9 protein-coding genes and 1 pseudogene are annotated in these 12,614 nt (G+C 57.0%); 7 read left to right on the top strand and 3 right to left on the bottom strand.

The genetic code is table 11. The annotated features are described in order from the left end of the window. Positions 1 to 53 precede the first annotated feature (53 nt). Positions 54 to 1,391, bottom strand: coding sequence for a TolC family outer membrane protein (locus tag ACWKXN_RS04925; protein ID WP_039262548.1), 1,338 nt, complete (start codon positions 1,389 to 1,391; stop codon positions 54 to 56). A 739-nt stretch (positions 1,392 to 2,130) separates the two neighbouring features. Here ACWKXN_RS04925 and ACWKXN_RS04920 point away from each other — a divergent pair. Both ACWKXN_RS04920 and ACWKXN_RS04915 read left to right on the top strand, forming a co-directional pair. After that, entirely contained in the window at positions 2,131 to 2,874 is a 744-nt protein-coding gene (locus tag ACWKXN_RS04920) for a DeoR/GlpR family DNA-binding transcription regulator (protein WP_033145477.1), read from the top strand. A gap of 13 nt (positions 2,875 to 2,887) precedes the next feature. Continuing rightward, positions 2,888 to 3,955 carry an oxidoreductase gene (locus ACWKXN_RS04915; RefSeq protein ID WP_213787372.1) on the top strand — a complete coding sequence of 356 codons (1,068 nt, stop codon included), beginning with the start codon at positions 2,888 to 2,890 and terminating at the stop codon, positions 3,953 to 3,955. 44 nt (positions 3,956 to 3,999) lie between these two features. Here the strand turns inward: ACWKXN_RS04915 and cybB are convergent, their stop codons facing one another. Continuing rightward, positions 4,000 to 4,530, bottom strand: a complete 531-nt coding sequence (gene cybB, locus ACWKXN_RS04910; RefSeq protein WP_454543396.1) for a cytochrome b561 — start codon at positions 4,528 to 4,530, stop codon at positions 4,000 to 4,002. Between the two features lie 189 nt (positions 4,531 to 4,719). On the opposite strand from cybB, the gene gap reads away from it, so the two are divergent. Then, on the top strand, positions 4,720 to 5,721 hold the full coding sequence (gene gap, locus ACWKXN_RS04905; protein WP_029740556.1) for a type I glyceraldehyde-3-phosphate dehydrogenase: 1,002 nt from the start codon (positions 4,720 to 4,722) through the stop codon (positions 5,719 to 5,721). Positions 5,722 to 5,774: 53 nt separating this feature from the next. Here gap and ACWKXN_RS04900 read toward each other — a convergent pair whose 3' ends face one another. Next, positions 5,775 to 6,569: a YdcF family protein gene (locus ACWKXN_RS04900; protein ID WP_454543395.1), complete on the bottom strand. Its 795-nt coding sequence runs from the start codon at positions 6,567 to 6,569 to the stop codon at positions 5,775 to 5,777. A gap of 389 nt (positions 6,570 to 6,958) precedes the next feature. Between ACWKXN_RS04900 and ACWKXN_RS04895 the strand changes: the two genes are divergently transcribed. The 4 genes and pseudogenes from ACWKXN_RS04895 to ACWKXN_RS04880 all read left to right on the top strand — a co-directional run bounded on the left by ACWKXN_RS04895 (position 6,959) and on the right by ACWKXN_RS04880 (position 12,572). Beyond that, on the top strand, positions 6,959 to 8,278 hold the full coding sequence (locus ACWKXN_RS04895; protein ID WP_454543394.1) for an MFS transporter: 1,320 nt from the start codon (positions 6,959 to 6,961) through the stop codon (positions 8,276 to 8,278). Between the two features lie 158 nt (positions 8,279 to 8,436). Then, positions 8,437 to 10,089, top strand: a complete 1,653-nt coding sequence (locus tag ACWKXN_RS04890; RefSeq protein ID WP_039262556.1) for an MFS transporter — start codon at positions 8,437 to 8,439, stop codon at positions 10,087 to 10,089. 22 nt (positions 10,090 to 10,111) lie between these two features. Then, complete coding sequence (locus ACWKXN_RS04885; RefSeq protein WP_039262559.1) at positions 10,112 to 11,194, top strand: HlyD family secretion protein; 1,083 nt, start codon at positions 10,112 to 10,114, stop codon at positions 11,192 to 11,194. After that, positions 11,191 to 12,572 (top strand): annotated as a pseudogene (locus ACWKXN_RS04880) (efflux transporter outer membrane subunit). The gene ACWKXN_RS04885 and the pseudogene ACWKXN_RS04880 overlap by 4 nt, the downstream one beginning before the upstream one ends. Positions 12,573 to 12,614: the final 42 nt, after the last annotated feature.

Below are 12,614 nucleotides of genomic sequence, written 5' to 3'. Positions count from 1 at the left end.
AAAAAACACCCATTATTTTCAGTCTTACTTTGCGCAACACTGCGCGTCTTTTATTAACTCAAGTCGGGTAATTTTGCGGCAGCGTTTTTCTCTATTCCAATAAGCGGCATTAAATTATCAACCGCGGAAGCATAATTAATTGCCGAACTCCAGCCGTCATACTCGGCGATTATTTTCGCTGAGGTGGCCTGCCAGACATCCTGCTCAACGCTGAGCAGATCGTTAATGCTCCGCTTGCTCAGGGTGTATTCATTTTTATAAACATCGCGGGCCCGCAGCGCATTTTCCAGCTGCTGCTTCCCCGCCTCCATTCGTCCCCGCGCGCCGGTCCAGTCAGCCTGCGCGACGGAGGCCTTTTGCAGGACATCGAAACGCGCCTGATCGACCTGAGAGGAGGCCATGGCACGTGCGCCTTCCGCCTGCCGAACGCGCGCGGAAACCGCGCCCCCCTGATACAGCGGCGCGTCGATATTGAGCTGTATCTGGTCGTCCCAGTAGGAACGGTTGTCCGATTCATAACGGGTGCGCCCCCCCTTCAGGCTTAACGTCGGCCAGTGCTGTGACTTCGCCGTTTCCACGCCATACTGAGCCGAACGTTCCATGTTCTGCGCGGCCATCACCGCCGGTATCAGGGAATAATCGATGCGGTTGAGCGAGTCCGGCTCCACGGCAAGATTCGCGGGCACCGGCGAATAGGCCTCTGCCTGCATGCCGGTTAATACCGCAAGCCTGGCGCGCGCGCTGTTTAAGGCGGCGCGATACTGCGCGACCGTCGCCTGCATGCCGGCAATGCGCGTGCGGGTCTGAAGCTCATCGGAGGTCGAACTCACGCCCGCGTCTGCGCGAAGCTTTGCCAGCTGCTCGACGTTCTTGAGCGCCTGCACGTTATCTATTGCCGCCTGCAGCAGATCGGAATAGCGTTTGACCTCGACGTAGCTCAGCGCCGTTTTTTCCGCCACGTCCGAAAGCGTGCCCATCAGCTGATAGCGGTAGCTATCGCGCTGGGCGGAGGACTGGCTGATGCTGTTATTGGTCTTGCCAAAATCGTACAGCAGCTGCGTCAGGCTCAGCCCCCAGGCGGCTGAATTCTTCAGCGACCCGCTGGAATCGGTGGTCTGGCTGTGCCCCGTACTTCCGTTCAACGATATTTGCGGCATCCAGCCGCTGCGCGCTTCATCTATTTGTGCCTGGCCAATACCTAATTGCGCGGCCTGCTGGCTAATTGACGGATCGCGGTCGATCGCAAAAAGAATACTTTCTTTTAAGGTTGTGGTTGCCACCGGGGCAATACCCACCTGATTACTATTGGCGAAAGCCATATTTATGGCTAATGAAATGAATGCCAGTGCTGCTGTAAATCGGCGTAACATAGGCTTTCGTAATATCGTCATGTTATCTCCCTGACTCTGAGTGATACTCAAGCAAATACCCAAAAAGAGGTACAGATAATTAGACAAATATCTTATTTAGCTACCTTGCTGAATTTCAGGTAATACTCCCCATACCCATTTCCATCGGAGATGAGATCTGCCCGCATCTTATTTCAATTAAGAATTTACTTATTTCTTAAACTGGTTAGCAGCATAACAAAATGTGTTATAGCCCACTACAGCCACAATGTTAATGTGGTGTTACAAGCAAGAAAAAATATGGGGTTTCTGGACAAAACTCTAAAAGTATCCTTTCAGATGAAACATATAAACTCTCTGTTATCTAAGGAAAATTCTTAATTCCCTCCGTGCACATTTTTGCGTTAATTTCAGAGCGAGTCAGACACAAAGATTTTCAAAGAAGTGTCAGTTTACGTAGCCAAAGGGATATATTTAAAATTAAAAACTCTTAAAAAACTAATTAAAGCAATCAAACCCTGCATAATTTCTATTAAACAGCATTTAACACCACGCAATGGCGTTACGCTGGTTACATAACCCAAATCGTTAAATAAAACATAACAATAACATCGTGATTAACATTCAAAACGGCTTCCTTATACCCGCTTAATAAAATTTTAATAATCACCCATCTGAATTATCACGCCGCCGCACATCGTCCTGAGGATATTCCCCTTCTCTCTGCGTCAAAATGCTGTATTATGCAAACTATTGCGACATTTTGCAGGAATGTATCCCCATGCACAAAACCGCTCGTCAACGCTACGTCCTGGATATCCTCAGCGAGCAAGGCCAGGCCAGCATCACCGACCTGGCTGAAAAGCTGCAGGTTTCGGCGGATACCATTCGTCGGGATCTGACCGACCTGGAAAACCAGGGCCTTGCGCAGAAGAACCACGGCGGCGCCATCGCGCTCAACCTCTCCGCCATGAACCGTCAGGGCCGCAATACGCTGCTGCCGGAGACCAAACAGCGCCTGGGTAAACAGGTCGCACAGCAGGTTCCACCGGGCTCCACCCTGTTTCTGGATGCCGGAAGCACGGTGATGGCCGTCGCCACCTTTCTTCAGGGGCCGCTCACCGTTATTACCCCCTCGCTGGATATCGCCCAGCATTTTAGCGACCGGGAAGATATTGAGCTGATCCTGCTCGGCGGGAAATGGGACCACAAGCAGCGACTGTTTGCCGGCAGCGCCACGCTGTCTTTGCTGTCCCGTTATCGGGCAGATATCGCCATTCTTGGGGCGTGCGCCATTCATGCCGAACTCGGTTTGAGCGCCGGTAAAGAAGCGGATGCCGAGGTTAAACGCGCGATGCTGGACGCAAGCCACGCGCACTGGATTGTCGCCGACCACCTGAAAATTAACCGCTGCGAGCCGTATCTGGTTTCCGGGTTATCCAGCATTCAACAACTCTTTTTAGATCGTCCCTGGCCTGAGCTTGGGGACCATAGCGCACTGCAGGTTACGGTGTGCGCGAATTAACGTGGAGAAGGTCATGAATAAAGTTCAAACAATCAACATTGCGCTGATCGGGTATGGATTTGTCGGTAAAACCTTCCATGCCCCGCTGATCCAGTCGGTGGACGGGATTAAGCTGGCCGTGGTCTCTTCTCGTGATGAAGAGAAGGTTAAACGCGATCTGCCGGATGTACAGGTAGTAGCGACACCGGAAGAGGCCATTCAGCATCCTGATATCGATCTGGTGGTGATTGCCTCCCCCAACGCCACGCACGCCCCGCTGGCGACGCTGGCCCTGAACTCGGGTAAACACGTGGTCGTCGATAAGCCTTTTACACTCGACATGCAGGAAGCCCGCGACCTGATTGCGCTGGCGGATGAAAAGCAGCTGCTGCTCTCCGTCTTCCACAACCGCCGCTGGGACAGCGATTTCCTCGGCATTAAGCAGATTATTGAGCAAGGCACGCTCGGCAAGGTTAAACACCTGGAATCGCACATCGACCGCTTCCGCCCGGAAGTGCGCGTGCGCTGGCGCGAGCAGAACGTCCCCGGGAGCGGTTTGTGGTTTGATCTGGGCCCTCACCTGATTGACCAGACGCTACAGCTCTTTGGACTGCCGGAGTCGGTTCAGGGGAATATCGCGACGCTGCGCGACGGCGCAGAAATTAACGACTGGGCGCACGTGGTCTTAAACTACCCGGAGCATAAGGTCATTCTGCACGCCAGCATGCTGGTTGCTGGCGGTACGGCGCGCTTTACCGTCCACGGGGACAAGGGCAGCGTGGTGAAAGCCAGAATCGACCAGCAGGAAGCGCAGCTGCTCGCAGGGGTGATCCCCGGCAGTGAAACCTGGGGCGAAGACGACGACAGCATGGTGTTCTTTGGGGCCGACGGCGCACCGCAGACGATCCCTACCCCGAAAGGCGATCAGCGCCAGTATTACGTCAACGTACGTGATGCGCTGCTCGGGAAAATCACCAATCCTGTCCACCCTGTTGAGGCACTGGCGGTCATGGCCGTGCTGGAAGCGGCGGTGAAGTCGTCGGAGACGGGGTCAACGCAAGCGCTGGCGTTAACTGCCGAAGAGCGTGCGCTGCTGGGTTAAAAAACAAGCCGGGTGGCGCTGCGCCACCCGGCAAGCGTTAAAGACTACGAACGCTTTTTCGGCATCATGCGCAGAAGAGTATTATCTTTCCAGAAATAGTGATGCATCAGCGCCGCCGCCGCGTGCAGGCCAATCACAAAGTAGCCCAGGTTCGCCAGCGTCTCGTGCCACTCTTTCAGCACATCAACCAGGTCGAAATTGGACTCCGCCGCATGCGGCATCGCCAGGCCGAAAGCAAACCAGTCGCTGCCCCGGTTGTACATCATCACAATGCCAATCAGCGGCAGCGCAATAAACAGCAGATACACCACCAGATGCCCAAGGTGGGACATCCCCGTCACCATCGCTTTTGGCTTCGGCTGAATCGGTGGCGCGCGGAATTTCAGGCGAACCAGCAGACGCGTCACCATCAGCACCAGGATACTGATACCGCACGAGACGTGGATCATATTGATCGCTGGACGCGCGGTGCGCGGGAAGAAACCTTTGAACTCCATGGCGCAGTAGGCGACGATGATTAACAGAAACACCAGCCAGTGGATGCCGATTTGCAGGCTTGTATATTTAGTGCGCATGTGATTTCCCGATTAAAAACAGTTACCGCGCCAACATAATCTCCTTTCCTTAAAAATTCATTAACTTTTCTGTATGGTTTTTCAAATACTTCCTCCCGCATGAAGCATCTTCAATTGCCGCCCTGCCCGTGATGGTCTAAGCCTGGATGAGTTCAAACTGTCGCATCGACACGTTTACAGGAGAACACCATGAGTAAAATTGGCATTAACGGCTTTGGACGCATTGGGCGCCTTGTACTGCGTCGCCTTCTTGAAACCCAGGACAGCAATACCGTCGTCGCCATCAACGACCTCACCTCACCGAAAGTGCTGGCCTACCTGCTCAGGCATGATTCCAACTACGGTGGCTTCCCGTGGAGCGTCGATTTCACCGAGGATGCGCTGATTGTCGACGGTAAAACCATTGCGGTGTACGCCGAAAAAGAGGCGAAGCACATTCCGTGGAAAGCCGCAGGCGTGGATATCGTCGTGGAGTGCACCGGCTTTTATACCTCTGAAGAGAAATCACGGGCGCACCTGGACGCCGGGGCGAAGAAAGTGCTGATCTCTGCGCCTGCGGGCGAGATGAAAACCATCGTCTACAGCGTGAATGACGACACCATTGACGCCAGTGACACCATTATTTCCGTCGCATCCTGCACCACCAACTGCCTCGCCCCGCTGGCAAAAGCCCTGAACGATGCGTTTGAAATAAAAGTGGGCACCATGACCACCATCCATGCCTATACCGGTACGCAGGCGCTGGTGGATGGCCCGCGCGGGAAAGACCTTCGCGCCTCGCGGGCGGCGGCAGAGAATATCATTCCCCACACCACCGGCGCCGCAAAGGCCATCGGTCTGGTGATCCCGGCGCTCAGCGGCAAGCTGAAGGGCCACGCGCAGCGCGTGCCGGTAAAGACGGGTTCAGTAACCGAGCTGGTGGCGATTCTGGGCAAGAAAGTGACCGTTGAGGAGATCAACGCCGCGCTGAAAAAGGCGACGCAGGGCAATAAATCGTTCGGGTATACCGACGAAGAGATTGTGTCGTCCGATGTGATTGGCTCGCATTATGGTTCGGTGTTTGACGCCACGCAGACGGAGGTGTCAGAAGCGGGAGAGCTGCAGCTGGTGAAAGCGGTAGCCTGGTATGACAACGAGTACGGTTTCGTGACGCAGCTGGTGCGGACGCTGGATAAGTTTGCGGCGCTGTGATTTTCCCCTCACCCTAACCCTCTCCCCAATGGGGCGAGGGAATGGTTCCGTGCTTAGATTATTTTACGCGCCCCCTTCAGAACCGGGTCCTGCTGTAACTGTTCCCATGCGGCAATCACAGCATCCGGGAATTCAACGTGCGCGATAAAATCCCGCCCGGCCGGACCATAGCCGTTAACGTCATCGTACAAACGCGGCAGTTCCCCCAGGACCAGTGACAGGTAGCGCTCAACGGGCCACAGTCCGCTATTGCCCGCGCTAAACTCCGCGCCCTCTTTGCCATTCTGCAGCGTTGGCGTAAACCCGGGATGGCTTATCCACTGCGGTGACACGGGCTCATCCCGACAAACGCGGGCAAACGTTGCCATCGTACGGCGCTGCATCGTCGGGTCCTGCACCACCAGCACCCGCCCGGTTGCGCGCTGATGCTGTTTCAGCATGTTCCAGCTAAAGAGCGCGTTCTCACCGCAGTTGGTGGAGCGATCTTCAACCCACAGGCGCGTCTCGGGGATCTGCCAGAACTCCCGCGCAATGTCGGCAAGAATGCTCGCTTCCGCCCGCCCTTCGACGGGCAAGGTGTGATAACGCGGATGACTGCCGATAGCTGAATATAAAAACGCGGTTGAATGACCAATACCGCCGCTAATCAGGAGCGGGATGTCTCTCTGCGCGGCAATACGGCAGGCCGCCTCAATGGTCGGGATCACCGCGTTTCCTGCCAGGATCACCGCATCGACGTCCGGGGGCTGGCGGCTGTCGCTCAGGTCGTCCTGCGCCAGCCATTCACCGACAGTATTGATGGCCGCCAGCGTGGCATCCGGCAGGATGGGAAAATGGGGCTGAACCATGGTGAACTCCTCATTTATGTCTCTTCAGGGTAGCGGCTTCTTACCGATAACGCAGAGGCGGGCTCTGAAACCAGACGTTGTTTTATCGCCCAAATTGTCATTTTTCTGAAATAACCAGAAACATCCAAAAACAATCGGGTTGCACCTGCATATTATGCTTTTGGTTTTCCATCATACAAAACATCCTGTTGCACATGCCCTCTACAAAAGCACCCAACGCTGCTTATTTCACCGTGATCTGACCAGTTTCATCCCCCGTTAGCTTGCCAAATACAACATCCAACCCTAAGTTGCTTAACAATTTCACAACCTTTTTCATCATCACAGGTTGCACCTGAAGCGCGCCAGGTGACACCTCATACATCATCAACGTGGCGGGGTTTCAGGTCATGACAGAACATGAAAGTACGACGGCGGTATTACGAAAAAATAAGAAGGTATTAATCGCCAGCCTAACCGGGAGCGCCATTGAATGGTTTGACTATTTTCTCTACGGCACGGCGGCCGCGCTGGTCTTCAATAAGATCTTTTTCCCGATGGTCGACCCGGTGATCGGGCTCATTCTCTCTTATCTCTCTTTCTCATTAACCTTTTTCATTCGCCCCATTGGCGGGGTACTTTTCGCCCATATCGGTGACCGCATCGGACGTAAAAAAACCCTCGTTCTTACCCTCTCTCTGATGGGAGGTGCAACCGTCATGATCGGTCTGCTACCCACGTATGAAATGATTGGCCTGTGGGCGCCCGCTCTGCTGATCCTGATGCGTATCATTCAGGGGATGGGCATAGGCGGTGAATGGGGCGGCGCGCTGCTGCTGGCCTACGAATACGCGCCCGAAAAACGTAAAGGCTTCTTCGGCAGTATTCCGCAGGCGGGCGTAACCATCGGCATGCTGATGGCGACCTTCATCGTCTCGCTGATGACCCTGTTCAGCGAGGAAGATTTCCTCTCCTGGGGCTGGCGCATCCCGTTCCTGCTGAGTTCGGTTCTGGTGTTGCTCGGCCTGTGGATCCGTAAGGACATCGACGAGACGCCTGATTTCAGGAAGGTAAAACAATCGGGCAAGGTGGCGAAAGCGCCTCTGCGCGATACTCTGAAACACCACTGGCGCGAAGTGCTGATTGCCGCCGGTCTGAAGGTGGTTGAAACCGCGCCGTTCTACATCTTCTCGACGTTTGTCGTGAGCTATGCCACCACGACGCTGACGTATCAAAAGTCTCAGGCGCTGGAAGCCGTGACGCTGGGAGCCCTGGTGGCCACGGTGATGATCCCATTAATGGGGCTACTCTCGGATAAAATTGGCCGTCAACGCATGTATGCCGCGAGCGTCTTCATCCTGGGGTTGTTTATCGTGCCGTGGTTTATGCTGCTCAATACCGGTACAACCTGGGGCATTGTGCTCGCGACGGTCATCGCCTTTGGCGTGCTGTGGGCACCGGTAACAGCGGTACTCGGCACGCTGTGCTCTGAAATTTTTAGTGCAAACGTACGCTACACCGGCATTACGCTCGGTTATCAGCTGGGTGCCGCGCTGGCAGGCGGTACCGCGCCGCTGATTGCCACCGGACTGCTGGCGAAATATGACGGCGACTGGGTTCCAGTGGCCTGGTATCTTGCCGTCACGGTAGCCATTTCCCTAATCGCGATTTTCTGCGCCAGCCGCGTTAAGCGAACATCCCCTCTGCAGGCACAGCCCGAACAGCTCTGATCGTTGTCGGCCCGACTTTCGGGCCGCTCTTTTTCCTTAAACTTCCCTTCTACATTTGATTAACATGCGTAAATCATATTCACTTGAATTATCATTTGCGGCAGACGTAGAATCGCTAGCCCGCTAATTATTCAATTATTTCTAAGGTAAACGACGTTATGCGCCTGCCCGAACGCGACCCTTATGCTCCTCGCGAGTGGCAGCCACATGAGAAACCCGCCCTGCTGGGTTCGCCTTCCACACCCGAGCACAGTACGCCAAAACGCATTGCCTACGGCGTCGTTGGCCTGCTGGTGTGCCTGACGGGAGCGCTGGGAAATGCGGTGGTGACCGCCAACCTGCAAAACCTGCAGGGAACCTTCGGGGCCTGGTCGACCGAAATCGCCTGGCTGCCCGCGGTCTACGTCATGACCAACATCTCCATCAACCTGCTGCTGGTCAAGTTCCGCCAGCAGTACGGTCTGCGCGCCTTCACGGAAGGTTTTCTGGTGCTGTACGTGCTGGTGACCTTTTTCCACCTGTTCGTTAACGATCTCAGCTCGGCGCTGATGGTGCGCGCCGCGCACGGGATGGTGGCCGCCGCGCTCAGCTCGCTGGGGATTTACTATCAGATCCAGGCCTGGCCTGCGAAGCACCGCCTGAAGGCGCTCACCATCGGGATTACCGGGTCGTCGCTCGCTATCCCACTTGCCCGCCTGTTTTCGACCGAACTGCTGCAGCTGGACGAGTGGCGCGGGCTCTATTTCTTCGAGCTCGGGCTGGCGCTGATCTCCCTGGCCTGCGTGATAGCCTTAAAACTGCCGCCGGGCGATCGGCGAAAGGTCTTTGAGAAGAAAGACTTCATCACCTTCTTTTTAATGGCCCCCGGAATGGCCCTGCTCTGCGCCGTGCTCTCGTTGGGCCGCCTAGACTGGTGGTTCGAGGCGCCGTGGATCGGCTGGTCGCTGGCGCTGTCGCTGGTGCTGATTGTGGCCGCCATCGTCTTTGAACATAACCGCGCCAACCCGCTGCTGAACACCCGCTGGCTGTCGAGCGGCAGCATCGTCCGTCTGGGGCTCATCATGCTGCTGATCCGTATCGTGCTGGCAGAGCAAAACACCGGGGTCATCGGCTGGCTGCAGTACGTGGGGTTACAGAACGAGCAGATGACCCACCTGGCGTGGTCCATTTTCGCCGGGATCGTCTGCGGGATTGTCACCAGCTGCCTCACGATTAAGCCGACCAAACTGGCGTGGCCGATTATCACCTCCCTGGCGCTGATGATTGTTGCCTCGCTGCTGGACAGCCAGTCCAACAACCTGACCCGGCCGGATCAGCTGATGCTGAGCCAGTTTCTGCTGGGCTTCGGCAGCGCCTTCTTTCTGGCGCCCGCCATGCTGGCCGCCATTGGCGGGGTGATCGCCGACCCGCGCAACCTGGTCAGCTTCTCGGTGATGTTCGGCATGAGTCAGAACCTCGGCGGCCTGCTGGGCTCCGCGATCCTCGGAACCTTCCAGACCTGGCGCGAGAAGTACCACTCCAGCCTGCTGGCGGACCAGCTCACCACGCTCAATCCGCTGGTCAACGAGCGTATCCAGCTTTACACCCAGATGTACCGGAGCCTGATTGGCGACAGTTCGCTGCTGGGAACGCAGGCGATCACGCAGCTGCAAACGGTGACGACGCTTGAGGCGAATATTCTGGCTTACAACGATACTTATCTGCTGACGGCGGGCATCGCTGCCGCCACGCTGGTCTGGATTTTATGGCGCTTGCTGCGCCTGCGCATCACTGCCCGTATGGCGCTTAAGAACGCCACCGGCAACAAATAATTGAAATATTTCTGGAGAGTTTATGAGTCAGCAGGATGCCGCCAAAGAGCAGGCCAACACCCGCAAAAATGTGCGCATTGTTTCCGTTTTCACCGCCGCTGCCATCGGTATTGTCGGCGTGCTGGTGATCCTTTACGCGTGGCAGCTTCCGCCGTTCACCCGCCACGCGCAGTTTACCGACAACGCCTACGTGCGCGGTCAGACGACGTTCATCAGTCCCCAGGTGAATGGCTATATCACCGAGGTGAAGGTTCAGGACTTTGTACAGGTTAAAAAAGGCGACCTGCTGCTGCAGATTGATGACCGTATCTATCGTCAGCGCGTACATCAGGCCGAGGCACAGCTGGCAATGAAAATTGCCGCGCTTAATAACAACCTGCAGCAGCGTAAAAGCGCCGAAGCGACGATCGCCAAAAACGACGCGGCGCTGAAAAATGCCCGCGCCCAGAGCCTGAAAACCCAGGCGGATTTAAAGCGCGTGAAGGATTTGACGGCGGACGGCTCGCTTTCCATTCGCGAGCGCGACGCGGCGCTGGCCAGCGCGGCCCAGGGCAGCGCCGACATCGAGCAGGCCAAAGCCCTGCTTGAGATGTCGCGTCAGGATCTGCAGACGGTAATTGTGAACCGCGGCGCGCTGGAGGCGGATGTCGAAAATGCGAAAGCGGCGCTGGAGCTGGCGCAGATAGACCTGCAAAACACCCGCATCATCGCCCCGCGCGACGGCCAGCTCGGCCAGATTGCCGTGCGTCTCGGGGCGTACGTGACCGCCGGGACCCACCTCACCACGCTGGTTCCGCCGCAGCACTGGGTGATCGCCAATATTAAAGAGACCCAGCTCGCGGAGCTGCGCGTCGGCCAGCCTGTCAAATTCACCGTCGATGCCCTGAACAACAAAGCCTATCAGGGCCGCGTGGAGAGCATCTCGCCGGCAACCGGAGTTGAATTCAGCGCCATCACGCCGGACAACGCCACCGGCAACTTTGTCAAAATCGCCCAGCGTATTCCGGTGCGCATCGAGGTGCTCGGCAAGCCTGAGGAGTCCGCCCTGCTGCGTCCGGGCATGTCGGTGCAGGTGACGATTGATACGCGGGAGGGCAAACAATGACCCTTCGCCCGATAGCCGGTCTGGTACTGGCGGTGACGCTTGCCGGATGCCAGTCCGTCGACGTAAAACCGGCGCAGCCGACGCTGCAAATCCCCGCCCAGTGGCGTGCTGACGCCGGTCCTGCCAGCCCGGCGGAGCAGCTCTGGTGGCGCAATTTTCATGACAACAACCTCAACCGCTACGTGGATCGGGCGCTAAAGAACAACAGCGACGTGCTGATCGCCCGCGAACGGATTAACGAGTATCAGGCGCGGGTCTTTGCGGCCGACGGCAGCCTGTTTCCGTCACTTGACGCGGGCGTAACGGGGACGCGCGCCCGTTCGCAATCCGCCGCGACCGGGCTGCCGGTCTACGGCACGCTGTACAGAGGCAGCCTGACGGCGAGCTACGACGTGGATATCTGGGGCGTCAACCGCAGCACCGCCAGTGCCGCCGAAGCCTCGCTGGCGGTGCAAAAAGCCGCCGCTGCCGCCGCGGATTTGACCGTCGCGTCTTCCGTTGCATCCGGGTATGTCACCCTGCTCTCGCTTGACGAACAGCTACGGGTGACCGAATCCACGCTGAAATCGCGCGAAGAGGCATTTAACCTCGCGAAACGTCAGTTTGAGACGGGCTACAGCTCGCGTCTGGAGCTGATGCAGTCGGATTCCGAACTCCGCTCGACGCGAGCGCAGGTTCCCGTGCTGCAGCATCAGATTGCACAGCAGGAGAACGCCCTCAGCCTGCTGCTGGGAAGCAATCCCGGCGCGGTAGCGCGCAGCGAAAGCTTTGAGGCGCTAACGCCGCTGACGCTGCCGTCACAGCTGCCTTCCACCCTCCTGAACCGTCGACCGGATATCGTTCAGGCCGAACGACAGCTGGTGGCGGCAGACGCCTCGCTTGCCGCGTCGCGCGCGAGAGCCTGCTGCCGTCGATCAACCTGACCGCGACCGGATCGGTCCAGGATCGTACCCTTTCAGGCCTGCTGGACAACCCGCTTCAGCTCTGGAGCGTCGGGGGCAGTATTCTCGCCCCGCTGCTGAACCGCCAGGCGCTGAATGCGCAGGTGGATATTTCCCAGTCCCAGCGTAACCAGGCGCTGTACGCCTATGAAAAAACCGTGCGTAACGCGTTTGCCGAAGTGAACAACAGCCTTGATGCTATTAGGCGCTATCAGGAACAGCTGACGGAGCTGCTTGCCCAGCAGGAGGTGGCGCAGGAGACGCTGCGCATTGCGCAGAACCGCAATCGCAACGGCTACTCCTCCTATCTGGACGTGCTGGACGCGCAGCGCACGCTGTACTCGGTTCAGACCAGCGTGGTGCAGGTGAAAAATAACCTGCTGCTGGCGCAAATCGATTTGTACAGGGCGCTGGGCGGCGGCTGGAAGAGCGCGTGAACCGCCTTGCGCGCTGGTGCCCTCACCCCGACCCTCTCCCAC

The sequence above is a fragment of the Enterobacter sp. UPMP2060 genome (assembly GCF_053709655.1).
The sequence above is the reverse complement of the archived record's forward strand: the minus strand, read 5'-3'. Positions and strand labels throughout refer to the sequence as shown.